The sequence below is a fragment of the Streptomyces sp. NPDC054866 genome, assembly GCF_053610745.1.
Genome location: NZ_JBSGZA010000001.1, coordinates 564,496 through 587,443, shown reverse-complemented (window position 1 = coordinate 587,443; position 22,948 = coordinate 564,496). Strand labels below are relative to the sequence as shown.

Genomic DNA, 22,948 nt, shown 5'->3' with positions numbered 1-22,948 from the left:
CGCGGCACGGGCAGGGACACCGAGCGGCCGACGGGCCGATGCGGCTGATGCCCGTCACGGTGGGGGTCGAAGAGGAGTACTTACTAGTCGACCCGGTCTCCCGGCAGTTGAGCACGCAGGCCGACAAGGTCGTCGCGCAGGCGGCCACCGAACTGGGCGACCGCGTCACCACCGAGATCACCCGCTACCAGGTCGAGGTTCGCACCGATCCGCACACCAGCCTTGCGGAGCTGGGAGGCCAACTCCGGGCGGCACGCCACGCGGTGGCACGCGCCGCGGCCGGGCTCGGCCTTCGCATCATCTCCAGCGGTACGCCCGTCCTCGGCCAGCGCACCCCTCCGCCGCTGACACCCGGCCTTCGCTACGCCCGAAGCGCCGCCATGTTTCGCGCTCTGGACAACGAACAGAGCGCCTGCGCCTGCCACGTCCACATCGGCGTACCCGATCTGAGCACGGCCCTGCACCTCAGCAACCACCTGCGCCCCTGGCTTCCCGCCCTCATCGCCCTGAGCGCCAACTCGCCCTTCTGGCAGGCGCAGGACACCGGATACGCAAGCTGGCGGACCATGACCTGGTGGCGCTGGCCCGTGGCGGGGCCGCCTCCCTACTTCGAGTCCCGCACCCACTTCGAGGACCTGCTCGACAGCCTCCTCGCGACCGACACGCTCATGGACCGCGGTGGCCTCTACTGGGACATCCGCCCCTCCCACCACGTGCCCACCCTTGAGATCCGGGTCGCCGATGCCGCCCCCACCGTCGACGACACCCTGCTGCTCGCCGGAGTGGTCAGGGGCCTGGCCACCCTCGCGCTGCGAGCCATCGACGATGCTCTGCCCGCCCCGCGCCCCCAGCCGGAGATGCTCCGCGCCGCGTGCTGGCGCGCGGCCCGCGACGGTCTGGCGGGCCAGTGCATCAACCTGCGCACCGGCCGGCTGGAACCCGCCACGGCGCACCTGGACCGTCTCTTCGCCGCCGTGCGCCCCGCCCTGGAGACAGAGAGCTGCTTCCCCCTCTTGCGGGCCGCGCGAGCACGCGTCAGGGACGAGGGGAACGGCGCCGACCGCCAGAGAGCCGCCCACCAGCGCAGGCAGGACCTCAACGACGTCATCGACCACCTGGTTCACACGGCCATCGCGGGGTGATCATGAGTGTGACGTGACGCGCGCAGCACTCCCGGGCGAGAAGCCCTGAAAGGACCTGGCATGAGCGAGGCCCCGCCCTACATCGACGCCGAGGCGATCGCCCGGCTCGTCCCCATGTCCACGGCCGTCGAGGCGGTGGAAGCCGTCCTCAAGACGGGCCTCGACCCGGAGGCGGAGTCTCCTCGCGGGGTCCTGGATGTGCCGGGCGGCCAGCTCCTGCTGATGCCGTCCGCCACGGCGTCGTACACAGGGGTGAAGATCGCCACGGTCACCCCGGAGAACGCGGCCCGCGACCTGCCCCGTGTCCAGGGCATGTACCTCCTCCTGGACGGAACGACCCACACGCCCCTGGCCCTCCTGGACGGCATCGCGCTGACGTCGCTGCGGACCCCCGCGGTGTCCGGCGCCGCGATCGAGCACCTCGCGGTCCCGGAGACGCGACGCCTCCTGGTCTTCGGCACCGGCCCCCAGGCCTGGGGGCACGTGGAGGCGGTCCGCGCGGTACGCCCGACGCTGGCTCACGTGGACGTGGTGGCGCGCAACCCCGAGCGGATGGCGGCCTTCGTCGACCGATGCCGCGGCGCGGGCCTTTCGGCGGCGCCCGCGACTCCGGCGGACGTCGCGACCGCCGACGTGGTCTGCTGCTGCACGACGGCACGCGAACCGCTCTTCGACAGCGCGCTGCTCCCGTCCCACGCGACGGTCGCGGCGGTGGGCTCACACGAACCGGACGCGCGCGAGGTGGACGAGGAGCTGCTACGGCGTGGCCTGGTGGTGGCCGAGTCGCACGAGGTGGCACGGCGGGAGTGCGGGGACATCGTCCTCGCGGTGTCCGCGGGCGCCTTCGACATGGGGCGGCTGTGGACGCTGGGTGAGTTGGTGCGGGGCGAGGTGGAGGTGCCCGAGGGGCGGCCTCGGCTGTTCAAGTCGGCGGGGATGGCCTGGGAGGACCTGGGAGTGGGGGCAGCCGCGTACGAGCGGTGGGCGAGCCTCGGCTGACCCCGGAACTCCCTGTCCTCACAAGCTCCCTGTCCTCAGACCACCCGCACCGCGTGCCGCACCACCGCGTCGAAGAAGTACCCCTGCGTGTTGTGCACCGTCACCTCTGGCTGGGTGCGCCCTGTGGTGTCCGTGGCGCGGGCCAGGAGTGTCGCCGGGCCCGGGGTCCTGGGGTGCCACGGGGTGGTCCAGCGGGTCCAGGTGGCGCGGTGAGGGGTGTCCTTGAGGCGGGCCTTGTGCCAGTTCCTGCCCGCGTCCGTGCTGACGTCCACGCGAGCGATCGCGCCCGTCGCCGACCATGAGCGGCCGGTGAGGTGGTGGGTCGTGGCCGCCGGGAGGCTTGCGTTCCAAGGGAGTTCGAAGGCGGACTTCAGGGTTTGGCGCGTCAGGGGGGCGCTGCCCTCCGGGGGGTACGCCTCGCCGAACAGGCGGTAGAACCGCGTGTTCCAGGGGGAGAAGAGAGGCCTGGCCGAGACCTCGATGTCGCCGAGCCACTTGATCGAAGCGATGCCCACCCACCCCGGGACCAGGACCCGCACCGGGTAGCCGTGGTCCGCGGGGAGCGGGGCGCCGTTCATCTCGTACGCGAGGATCACGTCGTCCATCGCCTTGGCGAGCGGCAGCGGGCGGCGGACCCTGCCCAGGTTCGTGCCGTCGTCCGTGACGTACTCCGCGTCCAGGCCGCTGGGCATCACGTCCACCGCGTCGCGCGACACGCCTGCCCGGCGCAGGACTTCGGAGAGGCGTACGCCGCGCCAGCGTGCGTTGCCGATCGCTCCCAGGGTCCAGGCCGTGCCGGAGGCCGGTTGGCCCTGCTGGGTCGTGAAGAAACTTCTGCCGTTGCCCGCGCATTCGACGAAGGCGGTGCGCGTCACCGACGGGAGGCGTTTGAGGTCGTTGAGGGTGAACTCCCTCTCCCCTCCGGTCAGTCCGTCGCCCCAGATCCGCAGCGTCCACGTCTTCGCGTCCAGGCGTGGCGTCGCCGTGTGGTTCCGTACGAAGAAGTGGGATGTGGGGGTGTGGAAGCCTGTTTCAGCCAGCGCCTCGAACTTCGTCTCCGCGTTCGTGCCGCGGATCGTGAAGCGGTCCGCGGGCAGCGGTTTCACGATCCCGGCGGCCGCTGTGCCGGTCGCCGCCCGCGCCCGGGGTGCTCCCAGTGTCACCGGCAGCGTCGCCACCGCACCCGCCGCGGCCAGCAGCCGCAGCATGTCCCTGCGGGCCACCCCGTCCGCCCGCGCCTCCCCCGCGAGCCACTGGGCACGCCGACGTCCGTCGTACGCCTCTTCAGAGATCATGGGCGCCATCGTACGAGCCGCCCCTCGGGCAACTCACCGATGAAACACGCCAGTTACGGGGTTGTCGTAGACACTACATAGACCATCGGGTGCTCCGGGTTGCCGCGGTTCACCACCACGTCGAGGGTGGGCACCGGGTCCTTCTGCACATGGGTGAGGCCCAGCCAGGGGCCCGGGTCGGTGAACTCCCAGCCGACCACCTTGCGGTCGCGCTTGCTGATCGTGATGTCGTTCTTCTCCAGCGACTTCGTGCTCGAGCCGATCCGCTTGAGGAACTTGTCCAGGCCCTTGTTGCTCGTCAGGAACTGGACGTACAGGCGGCTGGTGCGCCAGTTGTTCGTCTCGTAGTAGGCGACCTCCCTGGAGTACGGGGGGATCGGTACGTCGTAGAGGCGGCGCTGCACCCTGGACGGCCAGCCCGCGGTGAGGCCCGTCGCGGAGTACTTGGCCTCCTTGTCGCGGCCGCTGTTGCGGCTCTGGTTCGCGGAGATGACCAGATAGCCGGCGGGTACGCCGATCAGGAGCACGATGATCGTGGCCGTCAGCCAGCGGCGGCGGATCATGTGGCGGCGGTCCTCGCGGGGGCGGCCGCCCTCGTCGGCGGGATCCGGGGAGTCCGGAGAGTCCGGGGACGAAGGCTGGCGGGGGACGGTCATCGGTTACTGAGTTCCCTGAGAAGTGCGGTCGTTGGTACGGCGCGCTTCCGCGAACCGCTCGTAGCGTTCGTGGCGCTCCACCCTGCGGCGGTTCGCCCTGCGGAAGCGCCGGGCCACCAGGCGTGCCAGGTCGGCGGCGCCCACCATGCCCGCCTCGGGGCCCAGCTGGGCGCGGGCGATGCGGGCCTCGGGGCGGTAGCCGCGCCCTGTCAGCTGGCGGCGGAACGCGTCGCGGGCCGGGCCGATCAGGAGGTCGTCGGCGGCTGACACACCGCCGCCGATCACGAAGCAGGACGGGTCGAGCGCCGCCGCGAGGTTCGCGATGCCGACGCCCAGCCACTGGCCGATGTCCTGGAGGAGCTCGACGCACATCGCGTCACCGTCGCGGGCCAGCTCCGTGATCAGGGGGCCCGTGATGTCGGGGATGTTGCCCTTGACCCGCTCGATGATCCCGTACGCGACCGGGGAGTCGGCGGCGGCGAGCTCGCGGGCCTCCCTGACCAGCGCGTTCCCGGAGCTGTACTGCTCCCAGCAGCCGCGGTTGCCGCACGGGCAGCGGTGGCCTCCGGGAACGACCTGCATATGACCGAACTCCCCGGCCACGCCGAACTTGCCGCGCTTGACCTGGCCGTCCTCCAGGATCGCGCCGCCGATGCCGGTGCCGAGCGTGATCATGACCAGGTGGTCCTCGCCGCGGGCCGCTCCGAAGCGCCACTCCGCCCACGCGGCCGTGTTCGCGTCGTTGTCGACGAGCACGGGGACCGCGAGGCGGCCGGAGATACGGTCGCGGAGTGGTTCGTTGCGCCAGGACAGGTGCGGGGCGAACAGGACGCGGTTGCGGTCCGCGTCGACCCAGCCCGCGGCGCCGATGCCCACCGCGTGCACGTCGTGCCGGTCGGAGAGGTCGAGGACCAGCTCGACGATGGTGTCCTCGACGACCTTGGGGCTCTTGGACTTGTCCGGGGTCTCCGTGCGGAGCGTCTCCAGGATGTTGCCGTCGGCGTCGACGACTCCCGCCATCACCTTCGTGCCGCCGATGTCGATGCCGACCGTGGGGACGCGGGGCGCCGTCAGATGTGATCGGCGCTCACGCGTGCCCACGGTACGCAGGACGGTGGCTCGGGCGGAGCCGCGGTGCGCGAGGTCGCGGTAGGTGCTCATTGCGGCGATTCTGCCTCACACTCGCGGGGGCGCGCACAACGGACCCCGGGGTGCCGGGGGCCCTGGGGTGCGCCCCGTCACCCGGGGTGTGCCCCGTCAGGGGCGCGGGGAACTGCGCGCTCAGCCCGAGAAATGCCGCAGTCGCGTCTGCCGGGCGGCCCAGCAGACGCGACTGCGGCTCTTTCGTGGTTGCTCGCGCAGTTCCCCGCGCCCCTGACGGGGCGCTGCTCAGCGCTTCTCCAGCTCATGACGGAGGTCGTCGAGTTCGCTACCGCCCGCCATCTGGCGGGTCAACTCGTCCAGGGTGACCTCGTCACGCGCATAGCTGCCGAACATCGTGCCCCGCTTCAGGAGGACGAAGCGGTTGCCGACCAGGTACGCGTGGTGCGGGTTGTGGGTGATCAAGACCACTCCGAGGCCCGCGTCCCGCGCGGCCGCGACGTACTTGAGGACGACGCCCGACTGCTTGACGCCGAGCGCGGCGGTGGGTTCGTCCAGGACGAGGACCTTCGCGCCGAAGTAGACCGCGCGCGCGATCGCCACGCACTGGCGCTCGCCGCCCGACAGGGTGCCGATGGGCTGGTCGACGTCGCGCAGGTCGATGCCCATGCGGAGCAGCTCCGTGCGAGTCGTCTCGCGCATGAGGTCGACGTCAAGGCGCTTGAAGGGGCCCGCGCCCTTCGTCGGCTCGGAGCCGAGGAAGAAGTTGCGCCAGACCGGCATCAGCGGGACCACGGCGAGGTCCTGGTAGACCGTGGCGATACCGCGGTCCAGGGCCTCGCGCGGCGAGCCCAGCTTCGCGTCCTCGCCCTCGATGCGGAACTCTCCCGCGTCGTGCCGGTGCAGACCCGCGATGATCTTGATGAGGGTGGACTTGCCCGCGCCGTTGTCGCCGAGGACGCAGGAGATCTCGCCCGCGTGGACCTCCAGGGAGACACCTTCGAGGGCGCGGATGTTGCCGTAGTACTTACTGACGTCGTCGAGCTCGACGAGCGGGGTGCGGCCCGGCCCTGGCACCGCGTCGGTGACTTCGGTCGTGTCGGTGGTCACTTCGTCGCCTCCGCGCGCTTGCGGACCCAGTGGTTGAGCAGGGTCGCCAGGAGCAGCATCACTCCGAGGAAGAACTTGAACCAGTCAGGGTTCCACTCGGCGAAGACGATGCCCTTGCTGACCATGCCGAAGATGAGGGCGCCCACGGCCGCGCCGACCGCGGAGCCGTATCCGCCGGTGATCAGACAGCCGCCGATGACGGCCGCGATGATGTAGATCAGTTCGTTGCCGACGCCCTCGCCCGACTGGACGACGTCGTACGAGAAGAGCAGGTGCTGGCCGGAGATCCAGGCGCCGAAGGCGACGCCCATGTAGAGGCCGATCTTGGTCGCGGCGACCGGGACGCCGACCGCGCGGGCCGCGTCCTCGCCGCCGCCGACCGCGAAGATCCAGTTGCCGACGCGGGTGCGGAGCAGGATCCAGGTGGCGACCGCGATCAGGCCGAGCCACCAGAGGATCGTGATCTTGAAGTCGACGCCGCCGATGGTGATCGTCGAGGCGAAGACGTCCTTGGCGGAGGTGAAGCCCTCCATGTCGGCGATCGACTTCGTGGAGACCGTGCCGCTGATCAGCTTGGTGAAGCCGAGGTTCATGCCGGTCAGCATCAGGAACGTACCGAGCGTGATGATGAAGCTCGGCGGGTCGGTGCGCGTCAGCATCACGCCGTTGAAGACGCCGATGGCGAGGGTGACCAGGAGCGAGACGAGTACGCCGACCCAGACGTTCGCCGTCATCTGGTAGCTGAACATCGACGAGATCAGCGCGGAGGTCGTCACCATGACGCCCGCCGACAGGTCGAACTCGCCGCCGATCATCAGGAGCGCCACCGGCACCGCCATGATGCCGAGGGTCGACGCCGCGTAGAGGACCGTCGCGAGGCTTGTGGCCTGCAAGAAGCTGTCCGCGGCGACCGTGAAGAAGACGAAGACGGCGATGGCGCCGACGACGGAGCCGAGCTCAGGGCGGCCCATCAGCTTCTTCAGCGGCGAGGCCTTCAGGAGGCGCTCGTCCGTCTTGGTGTCCGGCGACGGCGCCGGTGCTGGTGCGGTCGCTGTCATCGCGTCCCTCGCTTCGCGTAATCCTCCAGCTTGGCGGCCTGGTCCTTGGTCACGATCTGCGGGCCGGTGAGGACCGGCTTGCCGCCGCCGAGCACGTCGTCGTTGTACTTGTAGAGCCAGAGCAGGTCCACGGCCTCGTAACCCTGGAGGTAGGGCTGCTGGTCGACGGCGAAGCCGAGCGTGCCGTCCTTCAGGCCCGCCGCGACCTTCTCGTTCAGGTCGAAGGTGTCGACCTCCGCCTTGCTGCCCGCGCTGTCCGCGGCCTTCACCGCGGTGTCCGCGAAGGGCGCGCCGAGCGTGACGACCGAGTCGATGGACTTGTCGGACTGGAGCCTGGCCTCGATGGAGGACTGCACGTCGGGCATGTTCGTGCCGGTCACGTACAGGTTCTGCATCTTGCCGTCGAAGGTCTTCTTGGCGCCTTCGCAGCGCTGCTCGTGGCCGACGTTGCCCTGCTCGTGCAGGATGCAGAGCGCCTTCTTCTTGCCGCGCTTGTTGAGCTCCTCGCCGACGGCCTCGCCCGCGATCGTCTCGTCCTGGCCGATATGGGTGAGCGCGCCGAACTCCTTGGACTCAGCGGAACCGGAGTTCACGGTGATCACCGGGATGCCGGCCTTCTTGGCGCGGGCCAGGGCGCCCTTCATCGCGGCGGGCTTGGCGAGGGTGACGATGATGCCGTCGACCTTCTTGTCGATGTACGAGTCCACGAGCTGGGCCTGCTGCTGGGCCTCGGCGTTGTGGGCGTACAGGAACTTGATGTTGTCCTTGACGGCGGCCTGCTTGGCGCCGCTCTGGACGATGTCCCAGAACGTGTCGCCGTCACCCGAGTGGGTCACCATGCCGAACGTCCAGTTCGGCGTGTTCACCGCGGCCTTGCCCTGTGCCGTCGCCGCCTTGCGTGCGTCCTCGGCGCGCTTGCCGCCGGTGCTGCTGCACCCCGCGAGGGATACCCCGAGCACCGCGACCAGCACGGCGCCCACCGCACGTACCCCTGTCTGAACCCTTGCCACGACGCCGTGCCCTTCTAGCTCTGCTCCTCGGTGAGGCCGGTCCGGATCCCCGGCCCCAGCCGCCCAAGTATCGACCACGCGGATCACGCATGCGTTCATCGGGTACCGCGGGCGGTGTACTTCTCCAGCTTGGGCACGTCCTTCTCGGTGACGATGGCGGGGCCGGTGAGGACGGGCTTGCCGCCGCCGAGGACGTTCGCGTTGGTCTTGTAGAGCCACAGCTCGTCGATGGCGAGGTAGCCCTGGAGGTAGGGCTGCTGGTCGACGGCGAAGCCGACCTCCTTGGCCTTGAGGCGCTTGACGACCTCGGCGTTCAGGTCGAAGGTGGCGACCTCGGCCTTGCTCCCGGAGTCCTCCTTGGCCTTCACCGAGAGGGCGGCGATCGGCGCGCCGAGCGTGACCACCGCGTCGATGTCCTTGGTCGCCTGGAGTTTCGCGCTGATGGAGGACTGGGCGTTGGGCGCGTTGGTGCCCTCGACGTTGAGGTTCTCGACCGAGCCCTTGAGGGTCTTCTTGACGCCGTCGCAGCGCTGCTCCAGGGAGACGTTGCCCTGTTCGTGGATGACGCAGAGCACCTTCTTCTTGCCGCGCTTGGTCAGCTCGTCGCCGACGGCCTCGCCCGCCACGGACTCGTCCTGGCCGATGTGGCTCAGCGCGCCGAAGTCGGCGGAGAACTCGCCGCCGGAGTTGATCGTGACGACCGGTATCCCGGCGGCTTCCGCCTTGCCGAGGACCGTCTTCATCGCCTCGGGCTTGGCCAGGGTCACGACGATGCCGTCGACCTTCTTGTCGATCGCCGACTGGACGAGCTCGGCCTGGCCCTTGGCCTCTTTGTCGTTGGAGTAGAGGAACTCGACGTTGTCCTTGCGGGCCGCCTGCTTGGCGCCGCTCTGGACGATGTCCCAGAAGGTGTCGCCCTCGCCGGAGTGCGTGACCATCGCGATCTTGAGGCGGGGCGTGCTGACGCCTTTGCCGCCTCCCCCGCCGTCACCCGACTTGTCCTCGTCGTCCTTGCCGCCGGAGCCGCTGCACCCGGCCGCGAGCGCGATCACCGCTGTGAGAGCTGCCGCCGTGCGGGCTTTACGCATGCTGCTACGCCTGGGGGTACGCATGGGGGTACGCATGGGGGACCACCTCTTCTCCCGGCCGCCCGAATGCGGCTGGGGGAGTTCTAGCGGCGGGCGCGCGGCAGCGTCAATGGATTTGTCAGAACATTCTGACGACTGTGAGCGACTTGGGACCTACGGCCGTACGAGGAGCTGGAACTCGAAGGAGTAGCGCGAGGCGCGGTAGATGTGGGAGCCGAACTCGACCGCGCGGCCCGTGTCGTCGAAGGTCGTGCGCTGCATCGTGAGCAGCGGGGCCCCCGCGGGTTCGCCGAGCCGCTCGCCCTCGTCGGCGGTGGCGGCGCGGGCCCCCACGGACTGGCGCGCGCTGTGCAGGGTGATGCTCGCACCGCGCATCAGGCGGTAGAGGCCGGTGGCCTCCAGACGTGCGGTGTCGAGGGCGAGCAGCCCGGAGGGGATGTGGTTGCGGAGGTAGGCCATGGGCTCGCCGTGGGCCAGGCGGAGCCGCTCGACGAGGTGGACCTCGTCGCCCTCCGCGATGGCGAGCGCGGCCGCGACCTCGGCGGAAGCGGGTTCGAGGGTGTTGCGCAGAACGCGGGTCTCGGGGCGCTGGCCCGCGGCCTCCAGGTCGTCGTAGAGGCTGCTGAGTTCGAGAGGGCGCTTGACCTGGCTGTGCACGACCTGGGTGCCGACGCCTCTGCGGCGCACGAGCAGCCCCTTGTCGACGAGCGACTGGATGGCCTGGCGGACGGTCGGCCGGGACAGGCCGAGGCGGCCCGCGAGCTCGATCTCGTTGCCGAGCAGGGTGCCCGGTGTCAGGGCGCCGCGCTCGATCGCCGCCTCCAGCTGCTGGGACAGCTGGAAGTACAGCGGGACCGGGCTGCTGCGGTCGACGCCGAGCTGGAGCGAGACGGTCGGGTCCACGGCTGGTTTGGCGGCTGATTTGGGCACGGGGCGAGCGTAGTCGCAGGGAATGATGACGGGAAGTTCTGAAGTTCTGTTGTCCGGACAAAGGATTGACAGGATCGCGGGGTGTGGCGAGGGTGGGTCCATGCGCATCGGACTGATCGGAACGGGTCGTATCGGCACATTTCACTCCGCGGCTCTGCAGCGGCATCCGGAGGTGGACGCGCTGGTCGTCGCCGACGCCGACGCCGGGCGCGCGGCCGGGCTCGCGGCGCGGATCGGCGCGGCCTCGGCGGCCTCGGTGGACGACGTCTTCACGGGGAGCGGCCGGACAGGCTCCGTGGACGCGGTGGTGATCACGGCGGCGACTTCCGCGCACGCCGAGCTGATCGGCAAGGCGGCGCGTGCGGGCCTGCCGGTCTTCTGCGAGAAGCCCATCGCCCTCGATCTGCCCGGTACGCTCGCCGCGCTCCGGGAGGTCGAGGCCGCGGGCACGGTGCTCCAACTGGGCTTCCAGCGGCGGTTCGACGCGGGGTACGTGGCCGCGCGCGATGCCGTGCGGGCGGGGCGGCTCGGGCGGCTACACACGGTCCGGGCGATGACCTCCGATCCGGCGCCGCCGCCGGCCGCGTACCTCCCGCTCTCCGGCGGCCTCTACCGCGACTGTCTGGTCCATGACTTCGACATGCTGCGGTGGGTGACGGGCCGTGAGGTGACGGAGGTGTACGCGACCGGGTCGGACGCCGGGCCTTCGATGTTCCGCGACGCGGGCGACGTCGACACGGCCGCGGCGGTCCTCACGCTCGACGACGGCACGCTGGCCACGGCGACGGCCACGCGGTGCAACGGCGCGGGCTACGACGTACGGATGGAACTGGCGGGCGACGAGGACCAGATCGCGGTCGGCTTCGACGACCGCACCCCCCTGTCGTCCGTGGAACCGTCGGGCCCGCCGCCGCCCGACAAGCCGTGGCCCGGCTTCCTCGAACGCTTCACTCCCGCGTACGAGGCGGAGCTCGCCGCGTTCGTGGATGTCGTACGAGGAGAACGGACGAACCCCTGCGACGGCCGCGAGGCACTCGAGGCGCTGCGGATCGCGGAGGCGTGCGAACTGTCGCGCGGAGAAGGGCGGTTGGTGCGGATGGCGGAGATCGCGGGAGACTGACCGCCCGGTGGCTGCCGCGGCGGCTACTCCACCTCGTCAAGCAGGCCCGCGTCATGCGCCAACAGCGCGATCTGTACCCGGTTGTTGAGGTCCAGCTTCGTCAGGACGCGGGAGACGTGGGCCTTGACCGTGGCCACGCTCAGGAAGAGTTCCGCCGCGATGTCCGCGTTCGACGCGCCCCGGCCCACCGCGACCGCAACCTCCCTCTCCCGCTCGCCAAGCAGCGCGAGCCGCTCCAACGCCCGCTCGCGGCGCCCCTGTTGGGGGTCGACCCCCGTCACCTGCGTGATCAGCTGCTGCGTCACCGTGGGCGAGAGCACCGGCTCCCCGGCCGCGACCGCACGTACCGCCGCGACGATCTCCGCGGGCGGGGTGTCCTTGAGTACGAACCCGGCCGCCCCCGCCCGCAGGGCCCGCAGCACCTGATCGTCGGCGTGGAAGGTGGTGAGGACGATGACCTCGGGGGCGTCGGGGCGCTTGCGGAGGGCCTCCGTCGCCGCGAGGCCGTCCATCGTGGGCATGCGGATGTCCATCAGAACGACGTCGGGGCGGAGCTCGCCGACCAGCGGGGCCACTTGGGAGCCGTCAGCCGCCTCGCCGACGATCTCGATGTCGTCCGCGCCGCCCATCATGAAGGACAGACCGGCACGGACCAGCGGGTCGTCGTCGACGAGAAGCACGCGGATCGGGTTCATGGCCCCACAGTAACGAGATCAGCGACGTACGCCTGTCCCGGCACCCAGCCCCTACCGACGCTCAGCGTCGCACCGCTTCTCGCGCGCCACGGGCGGCGCCGCGTCCAGGACCCAGCGGTCGTCGTCGCCGCGGACGACGGACCACGCGGTGCACACCGTGCCGTCGCCCCCGGCGTCCGCGGTGACGGTGACCACCGGCTCCCCGTCACCCTTGGACACGGTGGCGCGGATCCGTCGCGGATCCGCCTCTGCGAGACGGGCCACATAGTTCTTGGCGTAGTCGTCGCCCGCGCTGTCGGCGTCGAAGAGCCTGCCGAACTCCCCGTCGTCCCCGTCTGTCAGGGCCTGTTGCACGGCGGAGCTCAGTCCGTCCAACGTGGCCTCCCCGTCCGGCTCTTCCGTGGCGATCGAGACGATGACTGTGGTCATCCAGGCAGCGAGCAGGGCCGCGCCGATCAGCAGGACCAGGGATGACGGCCGCCTCAGCCAGGGCTGACGCCTCACGGTCATGTACGTCCCATTTCCACACTCAAGCAGGGCATTTGCTCCGCGACCGTACCACCGGCGGTTTCACGCCTCAGCACGGTACGGAGAGGGGGGCGACGAGCTCAACTGCCGGGCCACGGCAGCCAGGCGTCGACGCGGAAGCCGCCGTCCCCCGCGGTCCCGTGCTCGATGCGGCCGCCCGCGAGCATGGCCCGCTCCGTGAGGCCGATCAGCCCCTGACCGGAGCCGGGGACGTTCGGCACGTCGCCGGGCGGCGGCGGGTTGCGTACCGACAGGGTGAGGCCTTCGCCGGGGGCGCCGGACACCCGGACGGTGACCTCGGCGCCCGGGGCGTGCTTGCGGGCGTTGGTCAGGCCCTCCTGGGCGATGCGGTAGGCGGTGCGGCCGACGGCGGCGGGCACGGCGGCCGGGTCGGTGACGCGGTGGTCGAGTGCGACCTTCATGCCCGCTTCGCGTGACTCGGCGACCAGGGTCTCCAGGGCGGCGAGGGTGGGCTGCGGCCGTCCTGACGCCTCGCCGTCCCCACCGCCGCGCAGGACGCCGATCACCTCGCGCAGGTCCTGCAGCGCTTCGTGGGCGCTCTCCCGGATGACACCCGCGGCGCGGACGATCTCCTGGCGGGGCGCGTCGGGGCGGAACTCCAGGGCGCCCGCGTGCACGCTGAGCAGGGTGAGGCGGTGGGCGAGCACGTCGTGCATCTCGCGGGCGATGGACTCGCGGGCCAGGCGCTGGGCCTTTTCGGCGCGGAGCGCGGCCTCGTTCTCGGCGCGGACCGCGCGGTCGCGCAGGCTCAGCAGGAGATGGCGGCGCGAGCGCACGAACATGCCCCAGCCGATGACGGAGGCGTTGATCAGCACGCCGAAGAGGACGCCGAGCAGAAAGGGCATGTCGGGGTCGGGCCGCATCCAGTAGGCGAACGGCACCACGCAGATCGAGATCCCGCCGATCCAGCCGACGTACCGGAAGGGCCGGTGCACCGCGAGGGTGAACAGCGCCACGGCGACCGCGCCGCCCGCGGTGTCCGAGACCACGCTGACCAGCACCATGGCGACGGCGAGGCCGACCGGCCAGCGCCTGCGCAGCCAGACGGCGGCGCAGGCGAGCGCGCCGATCAGCTGGTCGGCCTCGGCGAGGCCGGGCGAGACGTTCGGGTTCTTGCCGATCGCGTCCGCGCCCACCATGCCGATGACGACGGCCGCGAAGAAGCAGGCGAAGTCGACCAGCCAGTCGCGCGCGGTCCGCCGGGGCCTGCGACCGCTCTTGCGCGGCGCGCGGTCCGGGTCGAACTCGGCGGCGACGGCCGAGGGCAGCGCCCATGGACGCCTGGCCCAGGGGGCCGATGGCGCCGAGGGAACAGGCGGGGGCTCATTGCCACTCATGGTCGACAAATCTACGCACTGTCGGGGCGCCGGGCGCCGACCGGACGTGATCGCCTACCAAAGTCGCGCAGGCGGAGACTTTCGGAGGGGGCCAGGAGGAAGAAGCCTCACCCCGTGGCCGATGTGCGTGGGGGGTCCACGGGGCGAGGCTCTTCGGTATGAAGCGGGTACTTGAGGTCTTCGGCGTCCTTCTCCTGATCCAGGGCGTGGCCGCCCTGGTGCACGGGCTGACCGGCCGGCTGCGCGGCTGGGGCATCGTGCGGCGGATCGGGTTCCTCGACGGCTACGAGATCTACGCGGGCGTCACGCTGATCGTCCTCGCCCTCGCGCTGTTCGCCGTCGCGGAGAGCCGGAAGGCCCGTTAGTACCGTGCCGTCGCATCAGTACCGTGCGGCGGCGGTCTCAGCAGGCGTAGTCGACCAGGTCGAAGGACTCGTAGTGGTCGGCGGTGTAGTAGTCCTCCTTGTTCTCCTCACCGGTCACGATGCGGCGGGCGCCACGGTCCGGTGAGCCCGGCGTCTTCACGGTGTACTCGTGGTAGTAGCCGGAGCCCTGGGAGGGCAGGATGCCTTCCCTGTTCTGGAAGACCGTGCCGTCCTGCGGATACGGGTAGGGGCCGCCCGCCTCGATCAGGTCCAGGGTGTCGTGCGCCTGGGCGGGCAGCGCGGAGTAGCAGATGTCGCCGACGGCGGTGATGGAGTACGCCGTCGACACGGGGGCGTGGTGGTCCGGGGCCGCGCTCGCGGAGGCGGCGACGGGGCCGCCGATGAGCAGGGCGGCGGCGAGGGCGGTGACGCTCACGATTCGTGGGGGGATTCGCATGCGACCAGTGTGACGCGCGTAGAGGATGTCGTGTCAACGTCAAGTGCAGTGAATTTTCCGGGAGTTAACCAAGCGCCGCCGGTTCTTCCTCAGTCCTTCTTCGCGGCGGCGATGCGGTGTTCCGCCATGTACTCACGCATCCGCAGGCTGGTGGACCCGCCGGTGTAGAGCACCGCGCCGCCCACCGACAGCGGCACCGAGAGCCCCAGCCAGCCCAGCATCTCGGGCCACCGGCGCTGGGCACGGCAGTCCTCCCACGTGGACTCCTGCCACGTCGGGGCGTCCCCCTCGTAGAAGAGCACCGACTGGCACTTGCGGCTGCTGGAGGAGTCGTCGTCCCCGTCGCTGAACGGCGCCGTCAACTGCCACGCGAGCACGGCCCAGATGACACCCGCGGCGAGGAACAGCACCCCGCCCCAGATACGGCGCTTCTGCGCGCCCTCGGCGAATTCCTGCTCGAAGTACTCGTTCACGGGCTCCCCCTGCTTGATCGACCACGGAAGGTATCACCGCACCCGACGCCCCCAACTGGTCCCCACCAGAACCAGCACACCTCCCACCAGACCCACCACACCAAGACGCTCCCCGCCCAGCGTGATCCCCACCGCGGCCGCCCACAACGGCTCCGTACCGAGCAGCAGGCTCACCCGCGAAGGAGACGTCCTGCGCACCGCCCACATCTGCACGAAGAAGGCGAAGAGCGTGCAGAACACGGAGAGGAAGAGCAGCCCGGCCCACTCGCGCGCGCCGAAGTCCGCGGCGACGGACCAGGGCGACGCTCCCGTGCCCGCGGCGGCGAGCACCGCGAACACGGCTACCGCACCGCCCAGTTGGACCGTGGTCAAGGAGAGGGCGTCCGCGCCCTGCACGGCCTTGATCCGGGACATCGCGAGTACGTGAACCGTGCGCGCGAGCGCCGCGAGGAGGATCAGGCCGTCACCCATCGACGGCCGCGTGAACCCGCCGCCCTGGGTCAGCAGGACCACGCCGAGCACGGAGAGTCCGGCCGCGGCGAGGAAGGCGCGCGGCGGCCTCTTCCGCGTCATCGCGGCCTCGGCGAGCGGGGTGAAGATCATGGTGAGGCTGATGATGAGGCCCGCGTTGGTCGCCGAGGTGTGGACGACTCCGTACGTCTCCAGGAGGAAGATCCCGCTCAGGACGAGACCGAGCGCTCCCGCCCCGCGCCACTGCGGCGCCGTCAGCGCGCGCAGCCCGCGCCATCCGGCCACCACGAGCGCGGGCAGCACGACGGCGAACCGCAGCACCAGGACGGCGACGACCGTGTGCGTCGTCGTGATGCCCTTCGCGGCGAGATAGCTGGCGCCCCAGACCACGGCCACGAGCAGGACGGGCAGATCGGTGAGCCAGGCGCGGCGCGCTGCGGGCGCGGCGGGAACGGCGAGCGTCGACACGGGGCGCGGTCTCCAACGGATGCGGCGGTGTGGAGACTTCGGCGGCTCTCACGCGGGTTGATCACCGTAGCCCTTCCGCCGGGAAAGCGGTGTCCATTTACCGCCAGCCCCGGGGCACGCCGCCCGCTTTCATTGAACCCGCAAGCACTTCTCACCGCATTGCAGAACATACCCACACGATTGAGGTCTACGAACATGTCTTCTCTGACCGGCAAGACGGCCCTGGTGACCGGCGGCAGCCGTGGCATAGGCGCGGCGATCGCGCTGCGGCTCGCGCAGGAGGGCGCCGACGTGGCGATCACGTACGTCAACGGAGAGGCCGCCGCTCATGAGGTCGTCGCCAAGATCGAGTCGACGGGACGGCGCGGGTTCGCCATCAAGGCCGACGCGGCCGACCCCGGTGACGCCGCGGGCGCGGTGGAGCGCGCGGCCGACGACCTGGGCCGTCTGGACATCCTGGTGAACAACGCGGGCATCGGAGTCCTCGGCCCCATCGGCGACTTGGCGCTCTCCGACATCGACCGGGTGCTCGACATCAACGTACGTTCGGTCTTCCTGGCCTCGCAGGCGGCGGCCGGCCGGCTGGCCGACGGAGGCCGGATCATCTCCACCGGTTCGGCGCTCGTCCGGTACGCGGGCGGAGGCGGCAGCACGCTGTACGCGATGAGCAAGGCGGCCCTCTCCGGCATGACCAAGCCCCTGGCGAGGGAGCTCGCCGGGCGCGGGATCACCGTGAACGTGGTGCACCCGGGCGCGATCGACACGGACATGAACCCTGCCGACGGGCCGTTCGCCGAGCCGCAGAAGTCGGCGAACGCGCTGGCCCGCTTCGGCGCGGCCGACGAGGTGGCCTCGCTCGTCGCCTATCTCGCCGGTGAGGACGCCGCGTTCATCACGGGTTCGGAGCTCGTGGTCGACGGCGGGCACGCCGCGTAACCGCGCGCGGGCATGGTGATGGGGCGCACCGGGGCTGTCCACCCGGTGCGCCCCACGTTCATCGGTGGGCCTCAGCGGCCCCGGTTCAGCCGCCCAGCTCCTGGTGACGCGCTGTCAGACGGCTCGCGCCCGACTCCGTCAGGGAGCCGTACAGCCGCAGTCGCGAAATGCCGCCGTCCGGGAAGATGTCGATGCGCGCGTGCGTGCCGACGACCGGGGCGTCCAGGACGAAGCGGTGGTTGGTGTCGGGCTGCAGTCGGGTGCGGGGCAGCGCCTCGACCCACTCGCCGCTCTCGCCGTCACGGACCGAAAGCGCCGCCCAGCCCGCCGAGTTGCCCTTGAGGTACGCGGTGTCGATCTCGACGGAGCGGATCTCGGACTGGGCCACGAGCTGGTAGCGGATCCAGTCGTTGCCGTTGTCGCGGCGGCGCCGCGTCTCCCAGCCGTCGTCCATCTTGCGGGAGCGGCCCGGCTGGATGGTGTTGGTGGCCGGGGAGTAGAAGCGGTCGGACGCGTCCTCGACCTGGCCGCCGTTCTCCAGGGCGACGACGTCGAACGTGCCGAGTGCCGCGAGCCACTTGGGGTCGGCGACGACCTCGCCGTACACGCGGAGGCGGGCGACACCGCCGTCCGGGTGCTGGTTGACGCGCAGGTGCGTGAAGCGCTGCTCCAGGTCGACGGCGAAGCCGTTGGCCGCGTGGCCGCCAACTGCCGTGCGGGGTACGAGAGTCGTCCACTTCACGTCACCCGAGAGGAGTTCCTCGGGGGTCGGCGAACCGTCCACGCTCGTGCCCTCGACGGACACGGCCTGCGGGTAGTTGCCGCGGAAGTGGGCGGTGTCGATGACGATGCCGCGTACGACGCCGGGGGCGCCGAGGCGTACGAGCGCCCAGTCGTGGTCGTCGGCGGTGGGCCACGGGTGCTCGGACGAGACACCGCGGCGGCGGCGGGTCTCCCAGCCGTCCATGACCTTGCCCTTGTGACCGAAGTGCTCCGGGTCGAAGACTGCCGGGTGCGCGAGGAGCAGGTTCTCGCGCATCGCGAAGAACTCGTCGTTGGCGGCGATCACACCGGCGCCGAGCTGCCGGTCGGCAAGGTTGGCGTACTGCGTGAAGGGGAAGTCCGCGGTGCGGTAGTCCGCGTAGGGGTCGCCGCCGCCGTAGGGGCTCGCGTCGCCGGTGAAGGTGGGTATCGCCGTCGTCACAGTGATCAGTTCTTCCTTTCCAGAAGTCGGCCTGCGGGTTCGCTGAACTCGCCGCCGTGCAGGATGCGTTCGCCGCGCAGCCAGGTGGACTTCACGACGCCGCTGAGGGTCTTGCCCGCGTACGCCGTGACTCGGTTCCGGTGCTGCAGCTCCGCGGGGTCCACGGTGAAGGTCTCGTCGGGCGCGAGGACCGCGAAGTCGGCGTCGCGGCCGGCCTCGATGGCGCCCTTCTGGTCGAGTCCGACCAGTTCGGAGGTGCGCGTCGACATCCAGCGCACCACGTCCTCGAGGCTGTGGCCGCGCTTGCGGGCCTCGGTCCAGATGGCGGGGAGGCTGAGCTGGAGCCCGGAGATGCCGCCCCACGCGGTCGCGAAGTCGTCGGTCTTGAGGTCGGCGGTGGACGGGGAGTGGTCCGTCACGATGCAGTCGACGGTGCCGTCGGCGAGCGCGTCCCACAGCAGGTCCTGGTTGGCGGCCTCGCGGATGGGCGGGCAGCACTTGAACTCGCTCGCGCCGTCCGGGACTTCCTCCGCGGTGAGCGTGAGGTAGTGGGGGCACGTCTCGACGGTGAGCTTGACGCCCTCGCGCTTGGCGGCGGCGATCAGGGGCAGCGCGTCGGAGGACGACAGGTGCAGTACGTGGACGCGGGCGCCGAGCCGCTTGGCGAGCCCGATGAGGCCCTCGATCGCGACGTCCTCGGAGACGCGCGGCCGGGTGTCCAGGTAGTCCGTGTACTTGGGGCCGCTCTTGTGCGGGGCGGCGTCCAGCTCGTGCGGGTCCTCGGCGTGCACGATCAGCAGCCCGCCGAACCCGGCGATCTCCGCCATGGAGGTGGCGAGACGGTCTTGGTCCAGGTGCGGGAACTCATCCACACCGGACGGCGAGAGGAAGCACTTGAAGCCGTAGACACCGGCGTCGTGCAGGGGCTTGAGGTCGCCGACGTTGTCGGGCAGGGCGCCGCCCCAGAAGCCGACGTCGATGTGCGCCTTGGTGCGGGCGACGTCCTGCTTCGTACGCAGATTGCCGACCGTCGTGGTCGGCGGCAGGGAGTTGAGCGGCATATCGACGAGGGTGGTGATGCCACCGGCGGCCGCGGCACGGGTGGCGGTCCAGAAGCCTTCCCACTCCGTGCGGCCCGGGTCGTTCACGTGGACGTGCGTGTCGACGAGTCCGGGCAGCAGGACGTCGTCACCGAAGTCCTCGACCCTGGCCCCCGCCGGTACGTCGGCGTCGTACGCGAGCACGGCCGCGATCTTCCCGCCGGAGACCGTGACCGACGCGGCGCGGGTTCCCTCCGGGGTGATCACGCGAGTCGAGCGCAGCACCAGTTCTACGTCCACGTCTTCAACGCCCTCTCTTCGTCTTTTCGCTGTTGCTTGCCGGTTCGTTCTTTTCCGCTACACAGACCATTCGTTTCCGCTAAACGGAATTCAACGTTCTGTTGAATGAGTCTTCACGGCCGACCCCGAACCGTCAAGAGGCCACCTGGAGCACTCTGGACGTTTCCACAAAGTGGAATTAGAATTCCGCAAGCCAGAACGTAGCTACACACAACCGGGCCGTCGAACGATCACCGCGGTGTGACGGCGGAGAAGCGGACAAAGGCTCCCCGACCGGTCCCCGGCCACTCCCTGAGCAGCCCTGACCGGCTCTGACGCCAGGGCCGCAAAGGGACCTGGCGAGGAACCGCCCGGTAGGCTGCTGCCTTGCCCGTCAGCCCCGAAAGGACTGCGCCGTGCCGACGTCAAGCGCCAGCGACGCCTCCACCGAAGTCGCCGCCTCCAAGCCGCCCGCTGCCAGCGGTGGTGTCCAGTCCCTTGAGCGCGCCTTCGACCTCCTCGAACGGATGGCGGACGCCGGAGGCGAGGTCGGCCTGAGCGAGCTCTCCGCCAGCAGCGGCCTCCCGCTGCCCACGATCCACCGCCTGATGCGCACGCTCGTCGCCTGCGGCTACGTACGTCAGCAGCCCAACCGCCGCTACTCGCTGGGCCCGCGCCTGATCCGCCTCGGCGAATCGGCCTCGCGCCTCCTCGGCACCTGGGCGCGCCCCTACCTCGCGCGCCTGGTCGAGGAGACCGGCGAGACCGCGAACATGGCGCTGCTCGACGGCGACGAGATCGTGTACGTCGCGCAGGTGCCGTCCAAGCACTCCATGCGGATGTTCACCGAGGTGGGCCGCCGGGTCCTGCCCCACTCCACGGGCGTCGGCAAGGCACTCCTCGCCCACACCCCGCCGGAGGAGGTGCGCGCGCTCCTCGCCCGCACCGGGATGCCCGCCGCCACGGAGAAGACGATCACCACGCCGGAGGGCTTCCTCGACGCGCTGGAAGCGGTCCGCAGCGCGGGCTACGCGGTCGACGACAACGAACAGGAGATCGGGGTGCGCTGCCTGGCGGTGTCGGTCCCCAACTCCCCCACGGCGGCGGCCATTTCGATCTCCGGCCCGGCGGGCCGCGTGACCGAGGCCGCGGTGGAGAAGATCGTGCCGGTGCTACAGGAGGTGGCGGTGGAACTGTCCGCCGCGCTGGCCAGTTCGGGACCGGCGGCGTAACCCCGGGCGCGGGGCAAGGGGACGACTACTGACCGGCGCCGCCCCGGATCAGCCCCCGCCCCGTCGCCACCGCCACCGCCGCCGTACGCGAGTCGACGCCCAACTTCGCGTAGATGTGCACCAGGTGGGACTTCACGGTGGCCTGGCTCAGGAAGAGACGCTTGCTGATCTGCAGGTTCGACAGGCCCTCCCGCACCAGCCTGAGCACCTCAAGCTCCCGCCCGGTCAGCGCCTCCCCGGGCGCCCGCATCCGGTCCATGAGCCGATGGGCGATCGCGGGCGCGAGCGCGGACTGCCCCGCGGCCGCGGTCCGCACCGCCGCGGCCAGCTCCTCCGGCGGCGCGTCCTTCAGGAGATATCCCGCCGCCCCCGCCTCGACCGCGGCGAGGATGTCGGCATCCGTGTCGTACGTCGTCAGGACGAGCACCCGCGGCGCCCCCTGTTCGGCGGTGATCGCTGCCGTGGCCTGCGCCCCGTGCATCCCCGTCCCGAACTGAAGATCCATCAGTACGACGTCGAACCCACCGGTCGCTGCGAGTGTCACCGCCTCCTCGGCCGTGGCCGCCTCCCCCGCGACGGCGAAGCCCGGCTCGGTGTCGAGCACGGCGCGCAGCCCGGCACGTACGACGGGATGATCGTCGGCGAGGAGCAGCCTGATGGGTTCCGGCACCGCGGCGCTCACCGTGCGGCCTCCGTCGGAAGCGGCAGGGTGACCGCGACGGCCGTCCCCTGCCCCGGCGCCGACTCCACGCTCAGCGTCCCGCCGAGCGACCGGGCCCGCGCCCGCATCGCGGGGAGCCCGAATCCCCCGTCGCCGCTGGGCGCCGATGCCGGGTCGAAGCCGCGCCCGTCGTCGACGACGTCCAGGGACACGGACGTGCCCATGAAGCTCAGGGTGATCTCGGCGCGCCCCGCGCCCGCGTGCTGGAACGTGTTGGCGAGGGCGGACTGGGCGGTGCGGAGCAGGGCGACCTCGTACGGCGTGGGGAGCTCGGCGGGCTCCCCACTCACCGTGAACTTGACGTCGACGTCGGCTGCGGGGGACGCGGAGAGCCGCTCAAGGGCTCCGGCCAGCGAGCCGCGCTCCAGGTCGGGCGGGCTGAGGGCGCGGACGAAGCGGCGCGCTTCGGCGAGGTTGTCCTGCGCGGCGGCACGGGCCTGCTCGATGTGCGGCGCGGCGGGCGAACCCGCGGGCAGCGCGCGTTGCGCGGCACGCAGCAGGAGCTGGATGGAGGAGAGGCCCTGCGCGAGCGTGTCGTGGATCTCGCGCGCCAGACGCTCCCGCTCGGCGAGGGTGCCCGCGGTCCGCTCGGCCGCCGCGAGCTCGGCCCGCGTGGCCATGAGCTCGTCGATCAGCTGACGGCGCCGCTCGCTCTCCCGGTACAGCGCCTCGTACCCGAGGACGGTGGCGACCGCCACGGCCGCGCCGAGCAGCGGCCCGATGAAACTGCCGGGCGACACGGGTGAGCCGTGCAGCAGGAAGCTCGCGATGGCGGCAGCGGCGGTCAGCGCGACGGTGGGCAGCGCCCAGCGCACGGGCAGCAGGTGCAGTTGCAGGAAGTACAGGGGGAAGGCCGTCCACAGCCCGTCCGGCGACAGGACGAGCAGCGCCACCCAGCAGACACCGAGCGCCGCGAGCCACACCGCGGCGGCGCGCTGTGAGCGCGCGACGGCCGGGCTGAGCGTCCCCGCCGCGTAGACACCGCCCATCGCGACCACGGCCGCCACGACGGCACCCCCGCGCGGCGCACCGTCGGCCACGGCGCGCACGGCGGCGAGCGCGAGCAGCCCCGCGAGGAGCGCGTGCAGGCAGAGCCGCAGGGCGAGGGCTACGGGAGTGGTCCGGGACGGGGCCCCGGGCCCGGCCGGAGGTCCGGGGCGGGTCTCGCCGGAGAGGTTGGGGGGAGCTTCGGAGGTGTTCATCGGACCTTCC

At 71.0% G+C, this 22,948-nt stretch carries 24 protein-coding genes; 6 read left to right on the top strand and 18 right to left on the bottom strand.

Features of this window, described 5'->3' with window-relative positions:
* Nucleotides 1-47 precede the first annotated feature (47 nt).
* Complete coding sequence (locus ACWGI2_RS02475; RefSeq protein WP_453693257.1) at nt 48-1,142, top strand: carboxylate-amine ligase; 1,095 nt, start codon at nt 48-50, stop codon at nt 1,140-1,142.
* A gap of 60 nt (nt 1,143-1,202) precedes the next feature.
* Nucleotides 1,203-2,141: an ornithine cyclodeaminase family protein gene (locus ACWGI2_RS02470; protein WP_453693255.1), complete on the top strand. Its 939-nt coding sequence runs from the start codon at nt 1,203-1,205 to the stop codon at nt 2,139-2,141.
* A gap of 35 nt (nt 2,142-2,176) precedes the next feature.
* Here the strand turns inward: ACWGI2_RS02470 and ACWGI2_RS02465 are convergent, their stop codons facing one another.
* The 8 genes from ACWGI2_RS02465 to ACWGI2_RS02430 all read right to left on the bottom strand — a co-directional run bounded on the left by ACWGI2_RS02465 (nt 2,177) and on the right by ACWGI2_RS02430 (nt 10,362).
* Nucleotides 2,177-3,436, bottom strand: coding sequence for a sulfite oxidase (locus ACWGI2_RS02465; RefSeq protein WP_453394283.1), 1,260 nt, complete (start codon nt 3,434-3,436; stop codon nt 2,177-2,179).
* A gap of 53 nt (nt 3,437-3,489) precedes the next feature.
* The gene (locus ACWGI2_RS02460) at nt 3,490-4,092 is read right to left on the bottom strand and encodes a sugar kinase (RefSeq protein WP_453394282.1); all 603 of its coding nucleotides are present in this window, start codon (nt 4,090-4,092) and stop codon (nt 3,490-3,492) included.
* 3 nt (nt 4,093-4,095) lie between these two features.
* A complete protein-coding gene (locus tag ACWGI2_RS02455) occupies nt 4,096-5,253 on the bottom strand; it encodes an ROK family glucokinase (protein WP_383323833.1) in 1,158 nt (385 codons plus the stop codon).
* A gap of 228 nt (nt 5,254-5,481) precedes the next feature.
* The gene (locus tag ACWGI2_RS02450; RefSeq protein ID WP_453394281.1) at nt 5,482-6,303 is read right to left on the bottom strand and encodes an ATP-binding cassette domain-containing protein; all 822 of its coding nucleotides are present in this window, start codon (nt 6,301-6,303) and stop codon (nt 5,482-5,484) included.
* The gene (locus ACWGI2_RS02445) at nt 6,300-7,361 is read right to left on the bottom strand and encodes an ABC transporter permease (protein WP_453394280.1); all 1,062 of its coding nucleotides are present in this window, start codon (nt 7,359-7,361) and stop codon (nt 6,300-6,302) included. The genes ACWGI2_RS02450 and ACWGI2_RS02445 overlap by 4 nt, the downstream gene beginning before the upstream one ends.
* The gene (locus tag ACWGI2_RS02440; RefSeq protein WP_453693253.1) at nt 7,358-8,371 is read right to left on the bottom strand and encodes a sugar ABC transporter substrate-binding protein; all 1,014 of its coding nucleotides are present in this window, start codon (nt 8,369-8,371) and stop codon (nt 7,358-7,360) included. The genes ACWGI2_RS02445 and ACWGI2_RS02440 overlap by 4 nt, the downstream gene beginning before the upstream one ends.
* 95 nt (nt 8,372-8,466) lie before the next feature.
* Nucleotides 8,467-9,459: a sugar ABC transporter substrate-binding protein gene (locus ACWGI2_RS02435; RefSeq protein ID WP_453693251.1), complete on the bottom strand. Its 993-nt coding sequence runs from the start codon at nt 9,457-9,459 to the stop codon at nt 8,467-8,469.
* A 153-nt stretch (nt 9,460-9,612) separates the two neighbouring features.
* The gene (locus ACWGI2_RS02430) at nt 9,613-10,362 is read right to left on the bottom strand and encodes a GntR family transcriptional regulator (protein WP_453694632.1); all 750 of its coding nucleotides are present in this window, start codon (nt 10,360-10,362) and stop codon (nt 9,613-9,615) included.
* Nucleotides 10,363-10,489: 127 nt separating this feature from the next.
* Between ACWGI2_RS02430 and ACWGI2_RS02425 the strand changes: the two genes are divergently transcribed.
* Nucleotides 10,490-11,509, top strand: a complete 1,020-nt coding sequence (locus ACWGI2_RS02425; RefSeq protein WP_453693249.1) for a Gfo/Idh/MocA family protein — start codon at nt 10,490-10,492, stop codon at nt 11,507-11,509.
* Nucleotides 11,510-11,532: 23 nt separating this feature from the next.
* Here the strand turns inward: ACWGI2_RS02425 and ACWGI2_RS02420 are convergent, their stop codons facing one another.
* The 3 genes from ACWGI2_RS02420 to ACWGI2_RS02410 all read right to left on the bottom strand — a co-directional run bounded on the left by ACWGI2_RS02420 (nt 11,533) and on the right by ACWGI2_RS02410 (nt 14,090).
* Entirely contained in the window at nt 11,533-12,204 is a 672-nt protein-coding gene (locus tag ACWGI2_RS02420; RefSeq protein WP_453394265.1) for a response regulator, read from the bottom strand.
* Nucleotides 12,205-12,255: 51 nt separating this feature from the next.
* On the bottom strand, nt 12,256-12,714 hold the full coding sequence (locus tag ACWGI2_RS02415; RefSeq protein WP_453693247.1) for a hypothetical protein: 459 nt from the start codon (nt 12,712-12,714) through the stop codon (nt 12,256-12,258).
* Nucleotides 12,715-12,812: 98 nt separating this feature from the next.
* Nucleotides 12,813-14,090 (bottom strand): sensor histidine kinase, encoded by a 1,278-nt coding sequence (locus ACWGI2_RS02410; RefSeq protein WP_453693245.1) that lies wholly within the window; start codon nt 14,088-14,090, stop codon nt 12,813-12,815.
* A gap of 158 nt (nt 14,091-14,248) precedes the next feature.
* Between ACWGI2_RS02410 and ACWGI2_RS02405 the strand changes: the two genes are divergently transcribed.
* Nucleotides 14,249-14,455, top strand: a complete 207-nt coding sequence (locus ACWGI2_RS02405; protein ID WP_160508005.1) for a hypothetical protein — start codon at nt 14,249-14,251, stop codon at nt 14,453-14,455.
* 37 nt (nt 14,456-14,492) lie between these two features.
* On the opposite strand, the gene ACWGI2_RS02400 is transcribed toward ACWGI2_RS02405, so the two are convergent.
* The 3 genes from ACWGI2_RS02400 to ACWGI2_RS02390 all read right to left on the bottom strand — a co-directional run bounded on the left by ACWGI2_RS02400 (nt 14,493) and on the right by ACWGI2_RS02390 (nt 16,324).
* Nucleotides 14,493-14,912: a ribonuclease domain-containing protein gene (locus ACWGI2_RS02400; protein WP_453394261.1), complete on the bottom strand. Its 420-nt coding sequence runs from the start codon at nt 14,910-14,912 to the stop codon at nt 14,493-14,495.
* Nucleotides 14,913-15,001: 89 nt separating this feature from the next.
* Nucleotides 15,002-15,385, bottom strand: coding sequence for a hypothetical protein (locus tag ACWGI2_RS02395; protein ID WP_453394260.1), 384 nt, complete (start codon nt 15,383-15,385; stop codon nt 15,002-15,004).
* Nucleotides 15,386-15,418: 33 nt separating this feature from the next.
* A complete protein-coding gene (locus ACWGI2_RS02390; RefSeq protein WP_453693242.1) occupies nt 15,419-16,324 on the bottom strand; it encodes a DMT family transporter in 906 nt (301 codons plus the stop codon).
* A gap of 195 nt (nt 16,325-16,519) precedes the next feature.
* Between ACWGI2_RS02390 and ACWGI2_RS02385 the strand changes: the two genes are divergently transcribed.
* Nucleotides 16,520-17,260 (top strand): SDR family NAD(P)-dependent oxidoreductase, encoded by a 741-nt coding sequence (locus tag ACWGI2_RS02385; protein WP_453693240.1) that lies wholly within the window; start codon nt 16,520-16,522, stop codon nt 17,258-17,260.
* A gap of 85 nt (nt 17,261-17,345) precedes the next feature.
* On the opposite strand, the gene alc is transcribed toward ACWGI2_RS02385, so the two are convergent.
* Nucleotides 17,346-18,473, bottom strand: coding sequence for an allantoicase (alc, locus tag ACWGI2_RS02380; protein ID WP_453694631.1), 1,128 nt, complete (start codon nt 18,471-18,473; stop codon nt 17,346-17,348).
* A complete protein-coding gene (allB, locus tag ACWGI2_RS02375) occupies nt 18,470-19,804 on the bottom strand; it encodes an allantoinase AllB (protein ID WP_453693238.1) in 1,335 nt (444 codons plus the stop codon). Before allB ends, alc begins: the two co-directional genes overlap by 4 nt.
* Before the next feature lie 395 nt (nt 19,805-20,199).
* On the opposite strand from allB, the gene ACWGI2_RS02370 reads away from it, so the two are divergent.
* The gene (locus ACWGI2_RS02370; protein WP_160507998.1) at nt 20,200-21,015 is read left to right on the top strand and encodes an IclR family transcriptional regulator domain-containing protein; all 816 of its coding nucleotides are present in this window, start codon (nt 20,200-20,202) and stop codon (nt 21,013-21,015) included.
* Between the two features lie 25 nt (nt 21,016-21,040).
* Here ACWGI2_RS02370 and ACWGI2_RS02365 read toward each other — a convergent pair whose 3' ends face one another.
* Together ACWGI2_RS02365 and ACWGI2_RS02360 are read right to left on the bottom strand one after the other, a co-directional pair.
* Nucleotides 21,041-21,685 (bottom strand): response regulator, encoded by a 645-nt coding sequence (locus ACWGI2_RS02365; RefSeq protein ID WP_453694630.1) that lies wholly within the window; start codon nt 21,683-21,685, stop codon nt 21,041-21,043.
* An 8-nt stretch (nt 21,686-21,693) separates the two neighbouring features.
* Nucleotides 21,694-22,938 (bottom strand): sensor histidine kinase, encoded by a 1,245-nt coding sequence (locus ACWGI2_RS02360; protein WP_453693236.1) that lies wholly within the window; start codon nt 22,936-22,938, stop codon nt 21,694-21,696.
* Between the last annotated feature and the right edge of the window lie 10 nt (nt 22,939-22,948).

Excerpts from the sequence above, each read along its gene's own strand:
- ACWGI2_RS02475 (WP_453693257.1), top strand. The coding sequence starts at position 48 with ATGCCCGTCACGGTGGGGGTCGAAGAGGAGTACTTACTAGTCGACCCG.
- ACWGI2_RS02470 (WP_453693255.1), top strand. The coding sequence starts at position 1,203 with ATGAGCGAGGCCCCGCCCTACATCGACGCCGAGGCGATCGCCCGGCTC.
- ACWGI2_RS02465 (WP_453394283.1), bottom strand. The coding sequence starts at position 3,436 with ATGATCTCTGAAGAGGCGTACGACGGACGTCGGCGTGCCCAGTGGCTC.
- ACWGI2_RS02460 (WP_453394282.1), bottom strand. The coding sequence starts at position 4,092 with ATGACCGTCCCCCGCCAGCCTTCGTCCCCGGACTCTCCGGACTCCCCG.
- ACWGI2_RS02455 (WP_383323833.1), bottom strand. The coding sequence starts at position 5,253 with ATGAGCACCTACCGCGACCTCGCGCACCGCGGCTCCGCCCGAGCCACC.
- ACWGI2_RS02445 (WP_453394280.1), bottom strand. The coding sequence starts at position 7,361 with ATGACAGCGACCGCACCAGCACCGGCGCCGTCGCCGGACACCAAGACG.
- ACWGI2_RS02435 (WP_453693251.1), bottom strand. The coding sequence starts at position 9,459 with ATGCGTAAAGCCCGCACGGCGGCAGCTCTCACAGCGGTGATCGCGCTC.
- ACWGI2_RS02425 (WP_453693249.1), top strand. The coding sequence starts at position 10,490 with ATGCGCATCGGACTGATCGGAACGGGTCGTATCGGCACATTTCACTCC.
- ACWGI2_RS02420 (WP_453394265.1), bottom strand. The coding sequence starts at position 12,204 with ATGAACCCGATCCGCGTGCTTCTCGTCGACGACGACCCGCTGGTCCGT.
- ACWGI2_RS02415 (WP_453693247.1), bottom strand. The coding sequence starts at position 12,714 with ATGACCGTGAGGCGTCAGCCCTGGCTGAGGCGGCCGTCATCCCTGGTC.
- ACWGI2_RS02410 (WP_453693245.1), bottom strand. The coding sequence starts at position 14,090 with ATGAGTGGCAATGAGCCCCCGCCTGTTCCCTCGGCGCCATCGGCCCCC.
- ACWGI2_RS02405 (WP_160508005.1), top strand. The coding sequence starts at position 14,249 with ATGAAGCGGGTACTTGAGGTCTTCGGCGTCCTTCTCCTGATCCAGGGC.
- ACWGI2_RS02400 (WP_453394261.1), bottom strand. The coding sequence starts at position 14,912 with ATGCGAATCCCCCCACGAATCGTGAGCGTCACCGCCCTCGCCGCCGCC.
- ACWGI2_RS02385 (WP_453693240.1), top strand. The coding sequence starts at position 16,520 with ATGTCTTCTCTGACCGGCAAGACGGCCCTGGTGACCGGCGGCAGCCGT.
- ACWGI2_RS02360 (WP_453693236.1), bottom strand. The coding sequence starts at position 22,938 with ATGAACACCTCCGAAGCTCCCCCCAACCTCTCCGGCGAGACCCGCCCC.